Origin of the sequence: Microcoleus sp. Pol14D4 (genome assembly GCF_036701245.1) — a bacterium.
In the GTDB taxonomy this organism is placed as follows: Bacteria; Cyanobacteriota; Cyanobacteriia; order Cyanobacteriales; family Microcoleaceae; genus Microcoleus.
The window spans coordinates 61,406-82,320 of the sequence record NZ_JAUBQM010000017.1; the positions used below are offsets into that span (position 1 = coordinate 61,406).

General features: G+C 45.5%; 19 protein-coding genes and 1 pseudogene. 12 read left to right on the plus strand and 8 right to left on the minus strand.

Features of this window, described 5'->3' with window-relative positions:
- The first annotated feature begins 74 nt into the window (after window positions 1-74).
- Complete coding sequence (locus tag QUA33_RS09335; protein ID WP_333148310.1) at window positions 75-1,091, plus strand: hypothetical protein; 1,017 nt, start codon at window positions 75-77, stop codon at window positions 1,089-1,091.
- A gap of 42 nt (window positions 1,092-1,133) precedes the next feature.
- Here the strand turns inward: QUA33_RS09335 and serS are convergent, their stop codons facing one another.
- The 5 genes from serS to QUA33_RS09360 form a co-directional block, all read right to left on the minus strand.
- Window positions 1,134-2,414, minus strand: a complete 1,281-nt coding sequence (gene serS, locus QUA33_RS09340; RefSeq protein ID WP_333098901.1) for a serine--tRNA ligase — start codon at window positions 2,412-2,414, stop codon at window positions 1,134-1,136.
- Window positions 2,415-2,788: 374 nt separating this feature from the next.
- Window positions 2,789-4,420, minus strand: a complete 1,632-nt coding sequence (locus QUA33_RS09345; RefSeq protein WP_333148312.1) for an iron uptake porin — start codon at window positions 4,418-4,420, stop codon at window positions 2,789-2,791.
- Between the two features lie 45 nt (window positions 4,421-4,465).
- The gene (locus QUA33_RS09350; RefSeq protein ID WP_333148314.1) at window positions 4,466-5,470 is read right to left on the minus strand and encodes an ABC transporter permease subunit; all 1,005 of its coding nucleotides are present in this window, start codon (window positions 5,468-5,470) and stop codon (window positions 4,466-4,468) included.
- Window positions 5,467-7,011 carry a sugar ABC transporter ATP-binding protein gene (locus QUA33_RS09355; RefSeq protein WP_333148316.1) on the minus strand — a complete coding sequence of 515 codons (1,545 nt, stop codon included), beginning with the start codon at window positions 7,009-7,011 and terminating at the stop codon, window positions 5,467-5,469. Before QUA33_RS09355 ends, QUA33_RS09350 begins: the two co-directional genes overlap by 4 nt.
- Before the next feature lie 181 nt (window positions 7,012-7,192).
- Window positions 7,193-8,239 carry an ABC transporter substrate-binding protein gene (locus QUA33_RS09360; RefSeq protein ID WP_333148318.1) on the minus strand — a complete coding sequence of 349 codons (1,047 nt, stop codon included), beginning with the start codon at window positions 8,237-8,239 and terminating at the stop codon, window positions 7,193-7,195.
- Window positions 8,240-8,999: 760 nt separating this feature from the next.
- On the opposite strand from QUA33_RS09360, the gene QUA33_RS09365 reads away from it, so the two are divergent.
- Both QUA33_RS09365 and QUA33_RS09370 read left to right on the plus strand, forming a co-directional pair.
- Complete coding sequence (locus QUA33_RS09365; RefSeq protein WP_333148320.1) at window positions 9,000-10,190, plus strand: glycosyltransferase family 4 protein; 1,191 nt, start codon at window positions 9,000-9,002, stop codon at window positions 10,188-10,190.
- 106 nt (window positions 10,191-10,296) lie between these two features.
- Window positions 10,297-10,677, plus strand: a complete 381-nt coding sequence (locus tag QUA33_RS09370; protein ID WP_333148322.1) for a hypothetical protein — start codon at window positions 10,297-10,299, stop codon at window positions 10,675-10,677.
- A gap of 128 nt (window positions 10,678-10,805) precedes the next feature.
- Here QUA33_RS09370 and QUA33_RS09375 read toward each other — a convergent pair whose 3' ends face one another.
- The gene (locus QUA33_RS09375) at window positions 10,806-11,054 is read right to left on the minus strand and encodes a chlororespiratory reduction protein 7 (protein WP_333148324.1); all 249 of its coding nucleotides are present in this window, start codon (window positions 11,052-11,054) and stop codon (window positions 10,806-10,808) included.
- A gap of 298 nt (window positions 11,055-11,352) precedes the next feature.
- Between QUA33_RS09375 and sir the strand changes: the two genes are divergently transcribed.
- From sir to QUA33_RS09400, 5 genes are all read left to right on the plus strand, one after another.
- Complete coding sequence (sir, locus tag QUA33_RS09380; protein WP_333148326.1) at window positions 11,353-13,344, plus strand: sulfite reductase, ferredoxin dependent; 1,992 nt, start codon at window positions 11,353-11,355, stop codon at window positions 13,342-13,344.
- A 253-nt stretch (window positions 13,345-13,597) separates the two neighbouring features.
- A complete protein-coding gene (locus QUA33_RS09385; RefSeq protein WP_333148328.1) occupies window positions 13,598-14,386 on the plus strand; it encodes a 16S rRNA (uracil(1498)-N(3))-methyltransferase in 789 nt (262 codons plus the stop codon).
- A 47-nt stretch (window positions 14,387-14,433) separates the two neighbouring features.
- Window positions 14,434-14,850 carry a lysozyme inhibitor LprI family protein gene (locus QUA33_RS09390; RefSeq protein WP_333148330.1) on the plus strand — a complete coding sequence of 139 codons (417 nt, stop codon included), beginning with the start codon at window positions 14,434-14,436 and terminating at the stop codon, window positions 14,848-14,850.
- Between the two features lie 53 nt (window positions 14,851-14,903).
- On the plus strand, window positions 14,904-15,650 hold the full coding sequence (locus tag QUA33_RS09395) for a PPC domain-containing protein (RefSeq protein WP_333148332.1): 747 nt from the start codon (window positions 14,904-14,906) through the stop codon (window positions 15,648-15,650).
- Window positions 15,651-15,861: 211 nt separating this feature from the next.
- The gene (locus tag QUA33_RS09400) at window positions 15,862-17,019 is read left to right on the plus strand and encodes a tetratricopeptide repeat protein (RefSeq protein ID WP_333148334.1); all 1,158 of its coding nucleotides are present in this window, start codon (window positions 15,862-15,864) and stop codon (window positions 17,017-17,019) included.
- A 105-nt stretch (window positions 17,020-17,124) separates the two neighbouring features.
- On the opposite strand, the gene QUA33_RS09405 is transcribed toward QUA33_RS09400, so the two are convergent.
- Entirely contained in the window at window positions 17,125-17,595 is a 471-nt protein-coding gene (locus tag QUA33_RS09405) for a hypothetical protein (RefSeq protein ID WP_333148336.1), read from the minus strand.
- A 317-nt stretch (window positions 17,596-17,912) separates the two neighbouring features.
- Here QUA33_RS09405 and QUA33_RS09410 point away from each other — a divergent pair, with 317 nt between their 5' ends.
- Window positions 17,913-18,530 carry a triacylglycerol lipase gene (locus tag QUA33_RS09410; RefSeq protein ID WP_333148338.1) on the plus strand — a complete coding sequence of 206 codons (618 nt, stop codon included), beginning with the start codon at window positions 17,913-17,915 and terminating at the stop codon, window positions 18,528-18,530.
- A gap of 2 nt (window positions 18,531-18,532) precedes the next feature.
- Window positions 18,533-19,144: an alpha/beta fold hydrolase gene (locus QUA33_RS09415; RefSeq protein WP_333148340.1), complete on the plus strand. Its 612-nt coding sequence runs from the start codon at window positions 18,533-18,535 to the stop codon at window positions 19,142-19,144.
- Window positions 19,145-19,268: 124 nt separating this feature from the next.
- Here the strand turns inward: QUA33_RS09415 and QUA33_RS09420 are convergent, their stop codons facing one another.
- Window positions 19,269-19,700, minus strand: a complete 432-nt coding sequence (locus tag QUA33_RS09420; RefSeq protein WP_333077352.1) for a VOC family protein — start codon at window positions 19,698-19,700, stop codon at window positions 19,269-19,271.
- An 11-nt stretch (window positions 19,701-19,711) separates the two neighbouring features.
- On the opposite strand from QUA33_RS09420, the gene QUA33_RS09425 reads away from it, so the two are divergent.
- Together QUA33_RS09425 and QUA33_RS09430 are read left to right on the plus strand one after the other, a co-directional pair.
- Window positions 19,712-20,524 (plus strand): TIGR00297 family protein, encoded by an 813-nt coding sequence (locus QUA33_RS09425; RefSeq protein ID WP_333148342.1) that lies wholly within the window; start codon window positions 19,712-19,714, stop codon window positions 20,522-20,524.
- Window positions 20,525-20,701: 177 nt separating this feature from the next.
- A pseudogene (locus QUA33_RS09430) lies at window positions 20,702-20,915 on the plus strand (ISKra4 family transposase); the annotation flags it as partial.

Below are 20,915 nucleotides of genomic sequence, written 5' to 3' on the forward strand. Positions count from 1 at the left end.
ATCTGAAGCGGGGTGAAGTTTATTGTAATTGAGCCAATATGTAACTAGAGTTCCTTCGCAGCTTCCCGACTCAAATGGATATTGCAAAACTAGATACTTGGTATTCTCCTTCTCAACGCCGCACGGCTGTTTCGCTGTTGATGAAACGAGTAGGCGTAACTCGCACTAGGGCTGAATGCTTTATCAGGCTTTGGGTTTACTTATCGGTGAAACAGCTTCAGGAAAGCCAGCCCCGTCTCAAACCACCGCTGGCGAAACTGGAAGTGCCAGCAACAGAAGTGCAGTGCACTCACCGGGAAGCCGCCGAACTATTTTACTGTGATTCCGATCGCGGGAGCGATCGCGCTGCCGGAATGATGTTAGATAAATTAGCAGCCCTGGGGTTAATCGCAAAACACTTTGATGGTAACGCTACGGCAATTCAAATTCAACCTGTTTCAGAAATTTTAGAGGCCGGCGAACCTCAAAAGCCTGTACAACTCCAATTAGATAATTTTGACCCCCGGTGCGACGCGATTCCGGTTGCCAATTTATTAGCCACCAATTACAACTGGATGAACCGAAACACTAACGCCGTTCCCCACAAAATTGCTAAAATCCTCCGGCTTTTTGCCAGTCAATACTCAAAGGGAATGCGAGTTTTGCGACGCTCAGATAATCTCAATCCAGTCGGATTTTACTTACTTTATCCCACAGCTAGCGAATCTGAAGTAAATTTTTTTAATGCTGCTAGTAAAGGGCTTCATTTAAGTTCTATTTCCGATATCGATCCTTTCAAGATGGCGCTACCAGGAGATCTAAATTGCCAGTCAGTATTTGTCCGCAGTTGGATGATCGATCCGCAGTATTTGTCAGAATACCGCATTGCTTTTCTCGAAGACACACAAAAAGTTTTAGGCGAAATGCAAACAGATTTTCCCAATCTTTGCGACTTGTACACCCTGATGATTCACCCCATGTACGAAAAACTGTGCCTGGTCTTGGGATTTCAGAAGACTAGCAGTGATAGTCAGTTATCTGTTTACTGGATGTATCTCGCCTTGGATAGATTTTTAGCATTAAATATCAAAGAAGCCTTGCTCAAACTGTAGGGTGCGCACTGCGCACCTTACCCCAATTTTAACTCAAAACTATTACAAAACTTCCCTCGCCAAGTATTGTTGCAGCACTTCCGGCACTTTTACAGTTCCGTCTGGCTGCTGGTAATTCTCCAAAATAGCCGCCATTGTGCGGCCCACAGCTAAACCGGAACCGTTAAGGGCGTGAACGAATTGAGTGCCTTTTTTCCCAGCTTCTTTAAAGCGAATATTTGCCCGCCGCGCCTGAAAATCTGCGACGTTGGAACAACTGGAAATCTCGCGGTATTTGCCTGCAGAGGGCAGCCACACCTCTAAATCGTAGGTTTTGGCTGCCGCGAAACCTAAATCGCCCGTACACAGTGCGATCGCCCGATAAGGCAATTTCAGCGCCTGCAAAACTCCCTCAGCATCCTGCACTAATTTTTCGTGCTCTGCCTCGGAGGTACTCGGATGCACGAGTTTTATCAATTCAACTTTATTAAATTGGTGCAATCGAATTAATCCCCTCGTATCTTTCCCATAACTGCCAGCTTCGCGCCGAAAACAAGGAGTATAAGAACAGTGATAAATTGGCAACTGTTCTGCTGTCAAAATTTCACCTCGGTACAAATTGACAACCGGAACTTCGGAAGTAGGAATCAGCCACAAATCGTCTTGGTCGCACTTGAAACTTTCTTCAGCAAATTTGGGTAATTGACCAGTAGCGGTCAGGGATTCAGTGTTAACTAAAAATGGGGGAATTACTTCTACATAACCGGCTTTTGTGTGGCGGTCGAGCATAAATTGAATAATCGCTCTTTCCAGGGCTGCACCAGCTCCCATTAAGCTCACAAAGCGGGGCTGAGCGATTTTTACTGCCCGTTCAAAGTTGATAATTCCTAATTTTTCGCCGATTTCCCAGTGCGGTAAAATACCGGGGTTTTGGGGTATGTATTCGTCTCCCCAGCGCCGGATTTCGACGTTTTCCTCTTCATTTTTGCCGATCGGCGTTGACGGACTCGGTAAGTTTGGCAGAGGTAGCAATAAAGCTTCTATTTGAGCTTTTAGGTCTTTTTCCTGTGCTTGCAGTTGGTTCGACTCGGTGCCGACTGCGTTGCCTTCTGCTTGCAGTTCCTGAACTTCGGGAGATTCGAGGGGTAAACCCGATTTTCTTTTTTGACCGATGAGTTTGGCAATTTCGTTGCTGCGGGCTTGCAGTTGCGATCGCTTCCCTTCCAACTCCCGCTGCTGTTTGTCTAATTGCAAAATCGGCTCGATTTCATAGTTACCTCCGCGCAGGTTGAGGCTTTCTTGCACGGCTTGCGGGTTTTCTCGGATTAATTTGAGGTCTAGCACAGATTTATTCTAAATCTTAGATTTTAGATCGGCTGGGACAAAACGAGATGATATAAAAGCTTTCTTAATCATTTACATATTAATTTATAAGTTATTCTGACTCAGAATTTCGGCGGGTATTACCCCTGAAGGGTGACACCCCACAAATGTCTGCTATACTTGCAAATATTAGTAGATGCACCCTGATAATTTTCTACCCCAGCCAGCGATGGTAGGGGTTTTTTGTTGTGTAGGATGAAATTGAAGTCCTGGACGCACTATCAGTCTAAAAAACCCGGTTTCTCGCGATTATCGTCTCAGATGAGGCAATTACGTCAAGAAACTGGGTTTTTGCGTCCAGGACTAGGTTAGTAAGTCCTAAAATATCTTTCCGGTTAAAAGTTAAAGCCAGTGCGGAGCAACCAAACCCATTGAGTGTCGTTGCGGCTGTCATTCTCAGGATTAACAACGGCCCAAACACCAGGGGTGATGGAAATGTTGTCGTTGACCTGAAAGCGATAGAAAGCTTCAATGTGATAGGAAGTATCTCGCTCGCGGCGCACATTACTGCTCGTCACGCGACCTGGCAAACCCACTAAAATCCCCGGTAGGTTGCCTTCACCTCCCACATCTGGGAAACTGATCCCGATCGCTGCATACACAATATCAGCGCGATCGTCACCGTCAACATTTAGCAAAACCACGCCACCTCTACCATCAGAAACGCTGCTAACACCGGAATTTTCTGCATTGGCGCGACTATAAACGCCCCAACCGTGAACTTGCAAGCGGGGAGCAAGGCGGTAGAATCCTTGTACGGCTACAGAATCGCTGGATGTAGCAATATTGTCCCCAAACGGTCGCGCAGCCAGAAAACTGCCCGTACCGCCTGTGAGGTCGGCTTTACCGCTGGGTGCAAAGGTACGAGAATAGGCTACGCCAATGGCTCCGCGATCGCCCCGGTAGGCAAGCTGAACCAGAGCGTTGTAGGAACCGTTGAATAAACCGTTACTTTGCTGCGAGAGATTGGGATTTCCTGCGATATAGCCCACAGTCAGGGTGAGGTTTTTGGCCATCGTCCAGTTGACAGCAGCACCCCCACCTCCCCGGCGGTAGAGAGGACTGTATTGTCCGAACTTCGAGGGAATTCCCTCACTATCGCTGGCGATCGTTGGAGGAGTCAGCAAATCGGTAATATCGGAATACCCAACACCTGTCGGGCCCACGGTCAGCGAGAGATTAGAGGTCAGCGGGGTCACATACAATACGTGAGGGACGGTGATTGTGTTATCGACATTGCCATCAAAGTTCAAGGCCGTCATATTTGTACCCGTCTCGTCGGCAATCCTGCCCAAGTTGCCGAATTCCAAACGGGTTCTCAGCATATCGCGACCGGTGAAACTGGTTTCAAAATTTAATCGCCCCCGGTTGGCAACAATAGTGTTGGTGCGATCGCGCGAATCCCCAACACTGTTGCCGGAGGTATCTGTTACCACCACAATAATTTCCGCATTCAGCTTCGTTGTAGTCGAGAACTGATGCGCTTCTAGTTCTGCTGTGCGTGCATCTAGGGCATCGACTCGACCCCGCAACACCGATAATTCAGTTGCAAATTCTCCTTGCAGCTTTTGGACGATCGCTAAATCTTCCGCAGTAATCTGGTTGGTTGTGCCTGTGGCAATTAGTTCGCTAACTCGATCGAGACAGCTATTCAATCCTGCTGCAAATTCGTACCGCGTCATCGCGCGGTTTCCTCTGTAGGTGCCGTCGGGATAACCGACAATACAGCCGTAGCGTTCTACTAAAGATTGCAGCGCCTGAAACGCCCAGTCAGTGGGTTTTACATCCGAGAGTTGAGAGACAGAATTCACCTGCGCGAAGGGGTCTTCTGCCAAGGTATTTAACGGTTCAGGAGCAACTAATCTATCAATTGGTGCAGCAAAACAGGGGAATAATGTTAGTAGAAATACAGCAGGCAATCCCAGGATAAAACCAGTAATCAGGTGATAAAAAGGAGGGATGTGCATAGAAACAAGCTCCGAATAAGGAACCGATCGACCGAATTAGCAATATTACGCTGCGCTTGAACCGGTGCGAACTTTGTCAATCGTCACTGCGATAATTATCACCAGACCTTTGACAACTAACTGCCAGAAGAAAGACACGTTCATGAGAGTTAGTCCATTGTTGAGCAGGGCAATAATTAACGCCCCCAGCAAAGTACCCCAAATAGTGCCAATTCCACCTGTGAAACTGGTTCCTCCCAAAATTACAGCAGCGATCGCATCTAATTCGTAGCCTTGCCCCAACATCCCCGTCGCACTGTAGAGGCGCGACGCGCTCATAATTCCACCTAAACCAGAAAGCAACCCACTCACGCCATAGACAAATAACAGCACGCGACTCACCTTAATACCTGTCAATCGTGCTGCCCGAATGTTGCCTCCCACGGCATAAATATGCCTCCCCAGAACAGTCCGCCGCAAGACAAACCAACTCGCTAAAACTGCGAGAAAAGCGATAATAACTAACCAGGGAATAGGGCCAACATAGCTGTTACCTACCCAAGCAAAATTCAAATTTCTATTGATAACTGTAGTGCCGTTAGCTACTAAATAAGCAACTCCACGCAAAGCTGTGTAAGAACCCAGGGTTACGATGAACGGAGGCAAACCTAAATAGGCAATTAGCGAGCCGTTAAGTAATCCTAAAAATACTCCGGCTATTAACGCAGCCGGTACGGCAAACCAACCCAGACCTGGAACTAAGGAAACCAGCACCCCGACAACTGCAGTCACGCCCAAAATTGACCCGACTGAAAGGTCAATTCCCCCCGTCAAAATCACAAAAGTCATGCCTGTAGCAAGGACAATATTGATCGATGCTTGCCGGATGACATTGATCAAATTTCCTACTGAAAGAAAGTTGGGCGTTACCAGGGAAAAAATGATACAGATGCCCACCAAAATCGGCAGGATACCGGCCACTTGGATGAAATTTTTCCAAGCTTGAGCTTTACTGGCTTTTTGGCGATCGCTTGATTGATTTCTGGTGCTTTTTACTTCTGTTTGACTCATGATTTTTTTACCTCTGTTGCCCCGGTGGCATAAGCCATAATGTTCTCTTGCGTAATTGCTTCCCCAGTCGCTCCGCCTACTTCACCGACGAGGCTTCCTGCTCGCATCACTAAGACGCGATCGCTCATTCCCACAATTTCCGGCAGTTCGCTGGAAATCATTAAAATACCTACACCCTTGGCTGCCAAATCGCTAATAATTCGATAAATTTCGCTTTTTGCGCCAATGTCAACACCCCGCGTCGGTTCATCTAACAAAAGTACCTTTGGGTTGATAGCCAACCAACGCGCTAGCAGCAACTTCTGCTGATTTCCCCCAGAAAGATCCATTGCCCTGATGCTCGGACTTGCAAGGCGAATCTGCAAATTATTAATAGCATCATTGACAACTTTCAACAGAAAATTTGAGTTAATAATGCCAGCTTTTGCTTCTCGATCGAGGACATTCATGGTGATATTCTCACCAGAAGTTGCCTCCAAAAATAGTCCGAGAGCCTTGCGATCTTCAGGCACGTAAGCAATTCCGGCTGCCATTGCTTCATTTGGTGTCGAGACATTCAGAGGACGATTTTCTAGTTTAATTTCACCGCTTGTCTTTCGATCGGCACCAAAAATTAGGCGGGCAAGTTCTGTTCTGCCCGCGCCAACTAAACCAGCTAAACCCAGAATTTCGCCCGCATGGAGTTGAAAAGTGGCAGGCTTTACTTTGCGGCCGTCGCTTAAATTTGTTACCTCAAGAACAACAGCACCCGGTGTTATTTGATGCTTGTTTTCGTACAAATCCTGTAAAGAACGACCCACCATCATTTCCACCAAGCGATTGGCAGAAATTTCGTGCTTTTCCAGAGAGCCAATATACCCGCCATCTCGGATGACGCTCACGCGATCGGCAAGGGCATAAATCTCTTCCATCCGGTGGCTGATATAAATAATAGCAATGCCCTCATTCCGCAAGCGGCGAACCACTTCAAAAAGCTTATCTGTTTCGCGGTCTGAAAGCGCGGCCGTCGGCTCGTCCATCACTAAAATTCGGCTTTTATCTTTGAGCGCCCTAGCTATTTCCACTTGCTGCTGTTCGGCAATTGAAAGTGTGGAAACCAGGTCTCCAGCAGCAAAACTTGCGTCGAGGTTTGTTAATACCTCAGCGGCCCTACGCCGCATTTCATCTTGGTCTAAAAATGTACCTCCTTTTTTTAGCTCGCTGCCCATAAAAATGTTTTCAGCAACTGTCAGATTGGGGGCGAGATTGAGTTCTTGATAAATAATCGCTATCCCTAAATTTCTGGCTTGACCGGGGTCTGTCATCTTAACAGCTTGACCGTCAATTCTGATTTCGCCTGCATCAGCTATGTAGGCTCCCGCCAGAATTTTCATCAGCGTGCTTTTGCCCGCACCGTTTTCCCCCATGAGGGCGTGGACTTCGCCTGGGTAAACGGTGATATTTACATCGTGCAAGGCTGTAAAACCGTGAAAGGTTTTTGTAATACCTTGCATTTCTAGTACGGGCTTAGTTTTAATTGAATCTTGAGTGCTATTTACCATTGTAAATACCGTAAGGAAATCTGCTTGACTATTAAACTTAGATCCCCCCTAGCCCCCCTTAAGAATGGGGGGAGAAGATTCTTCTCAAAGTCCCCCTTCTTAAGGGGGATTTAGGGGGATCTAGACTCGGGCAAAAACGGGATTCCTCAAGGGTTTTAGTCTTAACTTGACACGAAGAAGGTCACTCGCTTGTCCAGCCTTTATGTTGATTGACGTTTTCGCGAGTAATCAACGCGACTGGAATCAGAATGTTTGGATTGGCTGGCTTGTTTCCTTTGAGAATGTCGTTGCCGACTTCAACTGCCTTGGCTGCCATGCGAAATGGATCTTGAGCTGCTGTAGCCACAAATAAACTGTTGTTCTGCTTGAGTGCATCTAAAGCTTCAGGTGCACCATCGACTCCCACAATGAAGAACTCGCTCCTTTGTGCTTGTTTGGCTGCTAATTCTGCACCAATGGCACAGGGGTCATTAATTGCAAAAACAGCATCAATTTTCGGGAAGGAAGTAAGCAAATCGCTCATCACTCTTAACCCGCCATCGCGACTGCCTTCTGCGTTCTGATCTTTGGAAAGAACTTTGAGATCGGGATATTTGGAGAGAACACTCTGGCAACCCTGAACTCGCTCGACCACTGAAGCGACGGGAGGCCCGTTGATAATCACAACGCTGCCTTTTCCTTTCAAGCGATCGGCTATATATTGACAGCTTACTTCGCCAGCTTGCACGTTATTTGAAGTAACTGTGGCATCAACGCCTCCCTCGGCGGCGGTATCAACTGCAATTATCGGAATTCCGGCTTGCTTGGCTTTTTCGACAACCGGGGCAATGCCTTTGGTGTCCGCAGCATTGAGTACAATCATGCTGACATTAGAGGCAATAAAGTTTTCGATTTGATTGAATTGCTGATTTAAATCGTCGCCGCTGGAAACGAGAGTTGTCTTCACGTTTGCACCGCCGATTTTCTTGGCTGCGGCCTCAGCGCCCTTGCCGACTTGTACGAAGAATGGATTGCCGAGGTCGCGGACTGCTACAGCAACTGATGAAAGTTCGGAGTTGCTTTTTTGCGTGCTGTTTTGAGCGTTCTGGGAAGCGGCGGTGCAACTTGCCAGAGTGCTGCTGAGTAGACTAAAAAGACTGAGTGCGATCGTTACTCGTTTCACCTCAAACTCCAATGAAGGCTCATTTGGAGAGAGTCGCTCGTAAATATGACCTTGCCAACCTAACATTAGCTTTGTTAGGTTTAAGCTCGAATACCTAATGTTTTAGGTGAGCGGCTTTTCTTTGTACATGATTGTACGAGATCGTGTTTATTTTCTGCTCGTAAAAATTTTCACTCATCTCGCCAGACTACTTTTGTTAACCGAAAAGATGAAGATTCAAACTATCTCCTCGATGCCAAAACAATCAACGATATTAATACTTATTTAATGCTTTATGAGCATTAACTTTTGGCAATGCGTGACAAATTTTTAGGAGAATATTTTCGACAAAATCTTTCAGAAATTGCTTTTAAAACCTGGCACAGTCATATTAAATTTAACTCTCTATCTTGCTGATGATAACAATTAAAGACTGGCTCTATATCTATCTTTGGATAGACAATACTTTTACCAAAGACTAAAAATGCGATATCCTCGATCGACACCATCTGCTAATCCTCAGTCTGCTCGGACGCGCCGTACCAACTTAATAAATCTTAATTTTTGTTTGGTGCATAATTTTGTAAAAAATCATTAAGTTTACAGTAAATTACAGTAGATTATAGTAAGGTTCAAGCAAAGCCTCGCACTTACTCATGCAGCTACTTAAAAAGCCCTAGTAAAAAAGCAGATAGTCGCTCAAAACCAACGGTGAGATTAAGCGAGTCAAATATTTGCCTGTAAAACCTGCAACTACAGTCATTTTGACATGGTTTAAAAGCTCTGGATAATGGCGATCGCCCTTTTTGACAAAATCACTATAATGCAATAATTGTCTGCGCTGTCAATGGGTAAATCACAGATGCGATCGACAAATCACCTATTCTGTTTCCTCGAAATATTTGCCAGCGAAGGCGGTATTCAATCCTACGTTAAAGACATTCTCAAAGCTTACCTGTCCATAACCGCAGGGACAAACTCGCCGTCGCAAGCAGAAGTTTTGCTGTTGCGAGATACCCCAGACTGCAACAATCCTTACGAATCAAAAAATCTGAAATTTTATTACCTCAAAACCGAGAATCCCTGGTTTGGCCGTCTTAAGTTTGCTACAGTATTACTAACTCGCTTGCTGCAAAAACGACCGGAACGAGTTTTTTGCGGCCATATCAAACTCGCACCGCTAATTCAAATTCTGTGCCAACCCTTGGGAATTCCCTACACAATTTTAACTTATGGGAAGGAAGTGTGGGAACCGCTTGCTCCCAAATATCAAACAGCAATGAGACAAGCTGAGAGTATTTGGACTATTAGCAGGTACACGCGCGATTCCCTACGGGATAGCTTCGCTTCACGCACTTGCGAAATTAACAACTTAAATCCCGAAAAATTCCACATAGTGCCTTGTACAGTAGATAAAAATATATTTACCACTGGACCGAAGCCACAGGATTTATTAGAGCAGTACAATTTGGTTGGTGCTAAAATATTAATGACTGTAGCCAGATTGCGATCGACGGATATTTACAAAGGTGTCGATGTCACAATTCAAGCTTTGCCGCAAATAGCCAAAACTTTTCCGAATGTGAAATACTTAGTTATTGGACGCGGAGACGATCGATCTAGATTAGCCAAACTCGCTGATGATTTGGGAGTTGCCGAAAGAGTAATGTTTGCGGGTTTTGTACCGAAAGAAAATTTAGCAGCACATTACCAGTTGGCCGATGCTTATGTAATGCCCTCCCAGGAAGGGTTCGGTATAGTTTATTTGGAAGCGCTGGCTTGCGGAGTACCCGTACTCGCGGGGGATGCGGACGGGTCAGCCGATCCGCTGCAAGATGGTAAACTGGGATGGCGAGTTCCTCATCGAGATTCAGCAGCAGTAGCGCTTGCTTGTGTAGAAATGCTGCGAGGGGAGGATAAAAGGTGCGATCGCCACTGGTTGAGGGAACAAACCCTCGCAAGATTTAGTTTTAAATCCCTTTGTCAATCGTTACAAGGAATTTTTCAACCCTCTGACTCAGATAAGCTTATGCCGTAGAGAGCGGTTTCTGGGTGTACAATGGGAAAATTAACTCGATCGACCGCCTGAATTTCTGAGTAGGATAGAGTTATGCCTACCTGCAAAGACACCCAAGGAGACCACCGTGAACCAAGGCACCCCCAAAATCTCTTTCCAGCTACCCCGTATTAGTAATTGGTTGATACTGCTGGGCATCGCCTGTTTGTTGGTGTCAATTGGTTTGGGTTGGATAGTTAAATCAGTGTTGATTTTAGTAGCTTTTTTGTTGCTGACGCCTGTGGTCGCATTTTTCGCGCTTCAGTGGTGGCTGAAACGCAATTTAATTGAGGACAATTGTCCAGTTTGTCAATACGAATTTACAGCTTTAAATCAAACTCAGTTTCAGTGTGCGAACTGTGGCGAACCTCTGAAAATAGAGGAAGGTCATTTTAGTCGCTTGACGCCGCCCGGTACGATCGATGTTACCGCAGTTGAAGTATCATCGGTTCAACAGTTGGAAGAATAGTTAGTTGTTATTGGTTATTTGTTATTTGTTACTTGTCAGTAGTTTTTGGTTGTTAGTTGTTAAGTTCTTAGTTGTTGGCTCTAATAACCAATAACCAATAACCAATAACTAACAACCAATTCCCAAAATTACTTTTCTAGACGCACTGCATACCACTGCAAAAATTTTCCAGCCCCGACATCTAATTCACAATAAGTATCAATCAAATACTTGGCTTGAGCTTCCACGCCAGATATTTTATCAACGTCTTGCGGCAAATCTTCGTGTTCCTCGGTTAACAGGGCTTTCAGCTTTTCTAACAGTTCCGCCGCTGTCAAAAACTGCTCTGACTGGTTTGTTTCTAAGACCACAAAGGTGTCTTCGTCATACAGTGACATAGTTTCAAAGGTTTAGGTTAATTATTTCTAAAGTTTCGTACACTTAAGCGATCGAAAGTATAAACTCTTAATTACAATTTTTCAGCCCCGGCTCGATCGTGTTACAATTGAACAACATCAGAATTCCTACCGGATTACCGTTATTAACTTACTTGTTAACTGACTTGTTAACCGAGTTGTCAACATATCCGACAAAGCATTTCTGAAGAAATTTGTCAAGTGCAAATTTGTCAAGTGTCAAATTGTCAAGAAATATTCGATCGGCTGTATCTAATTATAACTGGCACTATACATTCCCATGATCACATCTTCCACTTCAACCCCGGTTGCGCGCAAGCCCTCTAAATCAGAAGGTCTCAAAGAACGCAGCAACTATTTACGAGAACCCGTTGCGACTGAACTGTTACAAGAAACTACCCACTTCACCGAAGACGGGATTCAGATTCTCAAATTTCACGGATCGTACCAGCAAGACAACCGCGACAATCGAGTCAAAGGACAAGAAAAAGATTATCAGTTCATGCTCCGCACCCGCAATCCCGGCGGGTTTACTCCGCCGCAATTATATCTAGCCTTAGACAAGCTATCTGAAGAATACGGCAACCACACGATCCGGGTTACAACGCGCCAAGGTTTCCAACTGCACGGCGTGTTGAAAAAAAATCTTAAAGCAGTGTTTTCCTCAATTATTAAAAATATGGGGTCAACCTTGGGAGCTTGCGGCGACTTGAACCGCAACGTCATGGCACCGCCTGCACCGTACAAAAATCGCCCAGAATACAAGTATGCACTGGAATACGCCAACAATGTCGCCGATTTGCTGACACCGCAAACCGGTGCTTATTATGAAATTTGGCTAGACGGCGAAAAAGCTGTTTCGGCCGAGGAAGACCCCGCAGTGAAGGCGGCGAGACAGAAAAACGGCAACGGCACAATCTTTAGCGACGACAAAGAAGAACCGATTTACGGCAGCCATTATATGCCGCGCAAGTTCAAGTGCTCCGTTACCGTGCCCGGAGACAATTCAATTGACTTGTACTCTCAGGATTTGAGCTTGGTGGTAATTACCAATAAATCTGGCGAGTTGCAAGGTTTTGACGTGTTTGCTGGCGGCGGTTTGGGTCGTACTCACAACAAAGAAGAGACTTTTGCGCGGGTTGCGGATGAGATTTGCTATGTGGCCAAGGATGATGTTTACGATTTGGTCAAGGCAATTGTAGCAACGCAAAGAGATTACGGCGATCGCACAGACAGACGGCACGCGCGGCTGAAGTACCTGATTAACGACAAAGGCGTACAGTGGTTCCGCGAAAAAGTGGCCGAATATTTTGGCAAGCCGCTAGAAGCGTTTAAACCGCTGCCTGAGTGGAAGTATTTGGATTTCTTGGGCTGGCACGAACAAGGAGACGGCAAGCTGTTTGTCGGCATTTCTGTGGATAATGGCCGGATTAAGGATGAAGGCTCGTTTCAGCTAAAAACCGCTTTGCGGGAAATCGTGCAGAAGTACAACTTGCCGGTACTGGCGACGCCACACCAAAACGTGCTGATTTACGATATTTCGCCGGATCTTAAAGAAGAAATTCAGGGAATACTCGATCGATGTGGCATTCAGCGGGAAACTGCAATAGACCCATTGGTGCGTTATGGGATGGCGTGTCCGGCAATGCCGACTTGCGGGCTGGCGATTACCGAGTCTGAGCGCGTGATGCCGAGCATTTTAGAGCGGATTCGCGCACTTTTGACCAAAGTTGGCTTGCAAGACGAGCATTTGGTGGTGCGGATGACTGGTTGCCCAAATGGATGCGCCCGCCCTTATATGGCAGAATTGGGGTTTGTCGGGAGTTCGCCGGAATCCTACCAGATTTGGCTGGGCGGTTCTCCCGACCAAACGCGGCTAGCAAAACCAATTGAGGATAAGCTGCACGTCAAGGATTTTGAAGCTTTTCTGGAGCCGATTTTTGTTTATTTCAAGCAAAAACGGCAACTGAACGAGAGTTTTGGCAATTTTTGCGATCGCGTCGGGTTAGAATCTATCCGTCAATTTGTAACCAACTACCAATCTGCTGACTCGATGACAACTGAGATAAATGAATTAGAAGTTACGTCTAGTAACGATGACGGGAACGAGACTGCCACTGCTGGCGGTGGCAAAGTCCGCCGTCGAATTAGCGTCCGCGATGAAATCTACAACGAGCTCAAGGAAGAAGCAGCCCGTCAGGGCAAGCCGATTACACAGCTAGCTACAGAAGCGATTTCTACTTATTTAAAAAAGATTAAGGAGGAAGCATAAGCCGATTTGCAATTTTCGATTTTTGCTAGCATCAAATAAAATTCACGCAAAAATAATATAAAGGCAGAGCATTTGCAGAAAAAAACTAGGATTTTTAACATAAATCTGGTTGTAAATGCTTTGCCTTTATTATTTATTAGCCGTTGAAACCCCGCCTGCCTATCTCCTCTCTTTCTCTCTTTCTCTGCGTTCTCTGCGTTCTCTGCGGTTAAATAAAAAAATCTCTAATAGAAAACGAACAATCCCAAATTCAATGCCTCAATTACAAAGATTAGCAGTTACTGACACTCAAATTTGCGATCGCACAATCGACTTAACTAGGGAACAGCAGCATTATTTAAATCGAGTGCTACGTTTGCAAGCGGGCGATCGATTTATTGCGATGGACGGCCGGGGGCATTGGTGGTTAGCAGTCCTAGAAGCCCAGGAAACCGGGTTATTTGCCTCGATAGCAGAGGAGATTGCTGTGAACGGGGAGCTACCAGTGGAAGTCACTTTGATGGCGGCTTTGCCCAAGGGTAACGGCTTTGACGAGGTTGTGAGACAGGCGACGGAGTTGGGTGTGGCAAGTATTGTGCCGGTAACGAGCGATCGAACTTTGCTCAAACCAAGCGATCGAAAAGTCGATCGGTGGAGAAGAATTGCTGCGGAGGCGGCGGAACAGTCGGAACGTCAAATTGTGCCGAGGATTTTAGAGCCTATTGCGTTTGATTTTGCTGTGAAAAATTGCGGTCAAAAACATCGATTTATCTGTGTTGCTCGCGGGGAAAATCGGCATTTCTGGGATTGTTTAGTCGGTTTGGCTCCCCCCCAGTTTAGGGCGGACACGGGGGGACTGCCCGTACAAAGGGGGGAGCAAGATGGCGGAGAATTATCGATTGTCATAGCTATTGGCCCGGAGGGTGGATGGACTGAGCGGGAGGTGGAAAAGGCGATCGAATTTGGTTTTGAAGCTGTTTCTTTGGGTAGTAGAATTTTAAGAGCGGTGACAGCTCCGATTGTGGCTTTATCTTTAGTTGGCACGGCATTTGAGAAGTGCTAATATCAACAAATAACAAAGAATTCATCAGATAGGTGGGTTGACGGGGAATGAAAATAGAGTTGAGGAAAGGTCGATCGCTCTTTTGGTCGAGCGCGCTTTTGGCAATTTTCGGTACACAATCAGTTTCTGCACAATCTCCGATTTTTCCCATTGCTCAACAGATTAATTGCGATCGCCCGCAAGGAGATGCACAAGTCAGAACTTGTATTCGGTTGAATTACGAAGCCTCGGATAAACGGCTAAACGAGGTTTACAAACAACTGATTGCCCAATTGAGTGGCGAAGAGCGGGCGCTACTTTCCGAAGCCCAATTAGGGTGGATTAAGTTAAGAGATAAAACCTGTGAATTTGAAGTTTATAAAAATCGTGGCGGTACGGGTTATGGAGGTTTCTTGAGTGAATGTTTGGATCGCATGACTAAACAGCGCACTGCGGAATTAGAAAACTATTTAAAACAAAGATAAAATAGGAAGTATACCGTACAATACCTGACAAGAATAAAGAGAAAAAAGTATTTATGAAAAGCCGTTCGCCCTTCACCCTCAGCATCATCTCAGCAATTGTAATTACCATCGTCCCAGCAGCTTTCTCCCAGCGACCGCCATCAGTCAACGAAATATACATCGATAAAAATTGTAACCGTAACCAGCAACTACCGCAACTTGAAAGATTCATTATCTTTAGCAGAAACGAATTTACAACTAACGGTCAAAACTACTGGTTCTACGCCGCCCGCTATCAAGATGGAGGCGTACTTATGTGTATATCTAAACCCAATTTTAATCAACCAAAACCTATAAATGAACAAAAAATACAAGCCAATTTTATTGACAAAATAGTCCGAGAGCCCAACAACAAAACGGCTTTTATCATCGCAGTCAGAGAAGGAAACGGCCCCGAATCACCAGTGACAAATTACGGCTTAGAATTGAGCAATGTCGATCGCCCAAAACTCACCTCCCTTTCCATCCTACAGCAGCGGGGAACCCTCACAGACGGCGAATCACGCCAACACAACTTTCAAGGACGGGCAGGTCAATCTATTACGATCGACCTCAAAAGCAGAGCATTCGACCACAACATAACACTGTTAGACACCACTGGCAAAAATATTGCCCAAACTGCAGGTAACTCCCAGAATCGCCGCGAGTCTCAAATCACCGTAAAATTGCCTAGTAACGGCACTTATAAAATAGTTGTTAAAGGAGGCGATCGTACAAGCAAAGGTTCCTACAGCTTAAGCATTAATTCCAATCAACTTTGACTTATATTGATTGTCACATCCACTCAACATCCCTTTCTACACATCCGCGTTCATCCGCGTTCATCCGCATACATCTGCGGTTAAAAAATCCAAATCTTAAATTTTCCCAACAGCCCAAAATCCCAAACAAAAAAAAGCCAAAGTTATTAACCAGTGGCGGAACCAACCAAACATCAGCCAAGATAGAAACAACGCCATTCCCGCAAACCCCATGACAGACATCAACCAAATAGCCGCCGCCCTAGAGGGTAAAGACTACAAACAAGCTGCCCAACTCATCAAACAACTACAAAAAGAATCCCCCGAAAATCCGTGGGTACAATACTATATCGCCCGCTATTACGAACTCACCAACAACCTCGAAAAAGCCCAAACAAGCTATAAAAAAATACTCCGCGACATCACCAACCCCAAAATCGTCTCCCAGACCCGCCAAGCTATTCAACGGATTGAAACCGCACAACAAAACCTCCGCCAACAAGCCATAGAAACCGCCAAAAACGACCCCAGCAACCTCGAACCCGGACTCCTCATCCTCGAACCCGTGAGTCCCGAAAACAAACCCGCCGCCATTCAAAATATCAGCAGAATCTTTAAAATCGACGCCTACACAACCCGGATGCAAATCCAAAGCCGCGGCTGGAGACTCTACAAAACTGGCCCCATCGCCGAACTCCGAATTTACGGTCAAGAACTCCTCAAAGCCGCCATTCCCGTATTTTGGGCAACCCTAAGCGATATTCAAAAAATCCAAATCTTCCGAGTGCAGCACTTCCAGTCTCTCTCTTCCCCAGCCGTTGTTTGTAAAGATCAACTCGATAGACTCGGTGCGATCGAATTTAGCTGGTCAGAAGTTACCCAAAGAGTAGAAGGCTTGTTGCCGATGTTCATCGAAGTCATGGACTACTCCCCCAACCGAAGAAAGGAGCAATTTCGCCACCGAGAAATTAGGCAAGATTACGCTCAAATCTGTGACTTACACATTCCCAGCAGAAACTGCATTCTGCGAATTTGCGACCAAAGTTACGAATTTCAACAAGGAGTGGATTTCACCAAAGCTTCGGCTGAGCTCCCCACTTCACCGAACCCCAAAAACAAAACATCCAGAGTCAAAAACTCTCAACAAATTCCTCAAAGTACCACCCGAATTAACTGGAATCACTTACTGGAAATATTCGATCGCCAGCTTGACGTTACAGTTTGGTCAGAATTTACGCCCTTTGCCGAGACAGTGCTCGATTACACTAATATGTTGAGCAAGATCGAATCTCATATAGAAGTCGAGCGCAAATCCGAAACTCCTTGGGACTCAGCTTTTCAGCTATATAGCGGATTAGCCTTCCTCAGAAATGAAAAAAATAGGGAATAGAATAAAGAGTTAAAATTAAAAATGAGGAATGCCATTTTTTTTATTTTTAACCCCAGCATTTGGAGTTATCCAATGCCCAATTCCCTATTATCAATTCCCAACTTCCTATTTCGTTTTCACCTGACGAGCCATTTCCCGGAAATTGTTCATGCTGGGGCCAGGGGTTCGACGACTTCCATTTGGTGTCGGCATTAAATTATTAGGAGCAAAAGTCCGATTCGGTTCAGCTTGACTCGGCACTTTTCCGTTAGTTGCTGCCACTGCAGGTACCTTCACGGGTTCCGGAGTATTAGCAGGAACGCTAGCGACTGGTTCCTTTTCTTTCTTAGACTTTTTCTCTACCTTAGCCTTTTTAGCAGGTTCAGACTTCTCAGACTTCTCAGACTTCTCAGACTTCTCAGACTCAACTTTTGCCGGTGCGATCGCAACAGGCTCAGCCTTCGCAGGCGCGACTTTTGCTGGTTCCTTAGCTCCAGATTCGCCCAAATCTAGGAAATATTCAGACTTTTTCAAGCCCAACAGTCTGGCGAAAAATCCGAAAATACCGCCGAAGAAATTTTTGATAAAACCAAACATTAGACTTACTCCTTTTGTTCTTTTAGAGAAATTTGTACAAGCTTGTCAACAAAGTTAGATTACGAGCTAGAGCAACTTTTGTCTACATTTCTTAATCAAAATTTACATTTGGCTGTATTTAAGCTACCTCATCAAAGCAAATTTTAAGTATAAATACTAGCCCTGCTTTGCACTTATTTACAAGTATCTCAGAATTTGTTAGCGATTCCCACTAATTGTCGATCGTACCTCGATCCGATTCGCTAGCTGTCCTAGTAGGGATCAAACTCTCTAGGGGAGTAATCTATGCTGTAATCAGCAAGCAATTTTCCTGCCAAATGAACAGTTCGCTCGATCGCAATCCGGTCATCCTCCTACACGGCATCTGGGACACAAAGATTATTTTCAACACAATGTCCGCCCGCCTCACCGAACTCGGATGGTCAGTCCACAGCCTCAACCTAACCCCCAACGACGGCACCATCGGGCTCGACTTACTGGCCAAGCAACTCGCAGACTACATCTCTGAAACCTTCGATCCACAACAGCCTTTAGACATAGTAGGCTACAGCATGGGTGGCATCGTCAGTCGCTACTACGTCCAGCGACTCGGAGGAATCAACCGCGTACAGCGTTTCATCACCCTATCTTCCCCCCACCACGGCACCCTCACCGCTTATTCCCTACGCCTACCAGGATACCTGGATATGCGCCCCGATAGTGGCTTGCTGCGCGATTTGAATCAAGATGTGACAATGCTCAAACGCCTAAACTTTACATCAATGTGGACGCCATTTGACATAATGATTGTACCGGCGAACAGCTCCCAAATGCCAGTAGGTAAAGAAGTTAAAGTCAACGTTTTGCTGCACCGCCAAATGGTAACAGAACCCCAAAGTATTAACGCATTAATTGAAGAACTAAAAGCACCTATTGAAAATAAAATTTCCACTTAAAAATGAATAGCAATTTCAGTCGCAACCCCGTCTTGCTAATTCACGGAATCTTCCGCAAATCGGGAATTTTTTACAAAATGTCTGCCTACCTAACTCAACTGGGATGGTCAGTTTACACCCTCAATCTCTCGCCTCATTGGGGCAATGCCAGCATAGACGAATTAGCCCAACAACTAGCAGATTATATAGACAAAAACTTTGCACCAGAACAACACTTAGATATAGTAGGATTGAGCATGGGCGGTTTAGTAACTCGCTACTACCTGCAAAGGTTAGGCGGGATTAACCGAGTCCAGCGCTTTATTGCCATATCTTCTCCTCACAGCGGTACTTGGATGGCTTATACTCTCTGGGGAAAAGGCTGCGTTCAAATGCGTCCTGGCAGTGCTTTTTTAGAAGATTTAAATCGAGATGCAGCCTTGTTGGAAAAGCTCAATTTTACTTCGATTTGGACAGATTGGGATTTCATCATCGTACCCGCTTCTAGTTCCCAAATATCTGCTGCCAAAGAAGTAAAATTGTCTGTTTTCGCCCATGCCATGATGGCGAGAAATTCCAGCAGTTTAAAAGCTGTCGCTGAAGCACTTTCAGAACCATTGAAAGTTCATGATTGACCGTTAGATTCATTCTTGTATAATGTCAACTTTTGTAGGGCAGGTTTGACCTACAGTAATTGCCTAAAACCAACAATTTCCTAAACCCGCCCCCACAGGATGCAAATCGCTACCGGACTAAATATCAAACAGCATCCCCAACTTCAGCGTATTCGCTGCGACCAAAAATTGCTTCAGCTTCACAATAATACTTGAACTCAAGTATATTGTGGAAAGGATCTTCTAAGAAAAAAGTACGGTGTTCTGTAGGCAAACCGACAAATCGCCGTCTCGGTTCTTGATAGAAATTTAAGTTGTTTTGCTGGGCTTTTTCTAGCAACGCTTCCCAGTCAGCTTCGGAAGTAAAAATTAACCCAAAATGCCGGGGATAGATGCCTCGCTGAGGCGTCAAAGGTTCGCGGCTGACGTGGGCGACAATTTGATGGCCGCACAAACCCATAATCGCAGAATTCGGCGATTCGCGACCTAGTTCGCAGCCGAGCCCGTCTACGTAGAACGCTTTGGTTTGGGCAATATCGGTCACGGGGAAGGCAAGATGAAATAAGACTTGGCTCATGGAGGTACTAAATGCAGAATTCAGAATTGTTCTTTAATTATTTATCTTGGTCTAATCCTTGGTTGGTGGCGATCGCCCTAAATACAGTTTTACTCGCGATCGCCACCATTGCTCCTAAAAAATTGCTCACTCCCGCTGGTCAATTTCACGGCTGGGTATTGGGCGTCCTCATCTGGGGCTGTTTGGGATGGCAAGGCTATGCCGTGGTGATGTTTTACTTTCTTGTCGGATCGGGAGTTACCCGCATCGGCAAAGCACAAAAAGAAGCAGAAGGCATAGCCGAAAAGCGTTCAGGCGCACGAGGCCCTGAAAATGTCTGGGGTTCTGCTTTAACCGCTACTCTTTGTGCTGTGGGAGTTTTGGCATTATCTATTTTAGGCAATACAGGCAAGATGTCTGTGCCACAAGATGCTATTTCCCTGTTATTGCTGGGTTACGCGGCGAGTTTTTGCACCAAACTTTCGGATACCTGCGCTAGCGAAATCGGCAAAGCTTACGGCAAACGGACTTTTTTGATTACCAGCTTGCAGCCTGTACCTAGGGGTACCGAAGGGGCCGTAAGTTTGGAAGGAACGATCGCAGGTATTGTCGGCTCAATTCTGATCGCACTTTTGAGTTGGACCGTCGGTTTAATAGACTTGACAGGAATTGTTTTTTGTGTTATTTCAGCTTTTATTGCCACGAACATCGAGAGCGTGATTGGGGCGACGGTGCAATCAAAGTTCGAGTGGCTGACAAACGAGGTGGTAAATTTTTTTAATACACTCATAGGAGCGATCGCAGCGATCGTTTTAGCGGCCACCTGGAGAGCTTTTTTAGCTTAGTTAATGCTGGACGCATTCGCGACCTAAGAAACCGGGTTTATTACGATAATTCAAAGCCTTAACGCAGTATTTTTTCACAGAAACCCGGTTGGGTGCATCTCACTTTGGCAAATGTGTCAAAAAAGAGATAAAATGAAAAAGCTAGTAAAATCGTTAAATAAAGATGAGGCAAATAAAATGACACCATCAGACCAACAACAGCTAAAAGCCCACTTAAAAGCGGTAGCAAAAATTCTTTACAGAAATACAGAGCCAACCGAGTTAAAAACTTTTGAAAGTATAGAAAAAGCAGTCCGTCAGAAAATGTTATCAGAGGTTGGTCCAGAAATAGGTAGCTTTTTTTTTCAGCAGTATCAGGAATTCAAACAGGAAAACCCCGAAAAATAAAATC

Coding starts and splice junctions, on each gene's coding strand:
- QUA33_RS09335 (WP_333148310.1), top strand. CDS start 75: ATGGATATTGCAAAACTAGATACTTGGTATTCTCCTTCTCAACGCCGC.
- QUA33_RS09345 (WP_333148312.1), bottom strand. CDS start 4,420: ATGCACATCCCTCCTTTTTATCACCTGATTACTGGTTTTATCCTGGGA.
- QUA33_RS09350 (WP_333148314.1), bottom strand. CDS start 5,470: ATGAGTCAAACAGAAGTAAAAAGCACCAGAAATCAATCAAGCGATCGC.
- QUA33_RS09355 (WP_333148316.1), bottom strand. CDS start 7,011: ATGGTAAATAGCACTCAAGATTCAATTAAAACTAAGCCCGTACTAGAA.
- QUA33_RS09360 (WP_333148318.1), bottom strand. CDS start 8,239: ATGTTAGGTTGGCAAGGTCATATTTACGAGCGACTCTCTCCAAATGAG.
- QUA33_RS09365 (WP_333148320.1), top strand. CDS start 9,000: ATGGGTAAATCACAGATGCGATCGACAAATCACCTATTCTGTTTCCTC.
- QUA33_RS09375 (WP_333148324.1), bottom strand. CDS start 11,054: ATGTCACTGTATGACGAAGACACCTTTGTGGTCTTAGAAACAAACCAG.
- sir (WP_333148326.1), top strand. CDS start 11,353: ATGATCACATCTTCCACTTCAACCCCGGTTGCGCGCAAGCCCTCTAAA.
- QUA33_RS09385 (WP_333148328.1), top strand. CDS start 13,598: ATGCCTCAATTACAAAGATTAGCAGTTACTGACACTCAAATTTGCGAT.
- QUA33_RS09390 (WP_333148330.1), top strand. CDS start 14,434: ATGAAAATAGAGTTGAGGAAAGGTCGATCGCTCTTTTGGTCGAGCGCG.
- QUA33_RS09395 (WP_333148332.1), top strand. CDS start 14,904: ATGAAAAGCCGTTCGCCCTTCACCCTCAGCATCATCTCAGCAATTGTA.
- QUA33_RS09400 (WP_333148334.1), top strand. CDS start 15,862: ATGACAGACATCAACCAAATAGCCGCCGCCCTAGAGGGTAAAGACTAC.
- QUA33_RS09405 (WP_333148336.1), bottom strand. CDS start 17,595: ATGTTTGGTTTTATCAAAAATTTCTTCGGCGGTATTTTCGGATTTTTC.
- QUA33_RS09410 (WP_333148338.1), top strand. CDS start 17,913: ATGAACAGTTCGCTCGATCGCAATCCGGTCATCCTCCTACACGGCATC.
- QUA33_RS09415 (WP_333148340.1), top strand. CDS start 18,533: ATGAATAGCAATTTCAGTCGCAACCCCGTCTTGCTAATTCACGGAATC.
- QUA33_RS09420 (WP_333077352.1), bottom strand. CDS start 19,700: ATGAGCCAAGTCTTATTTCATCTTGCCTTCCCCGTGACCGATATTGCC.
- QUA33_RS09425 (WP_333148342.1), top strand. CDS start 19,712: ATGCAGAATTCAGAATTGTTCTTTAATTATTTATCTTGGTCTAATCCT.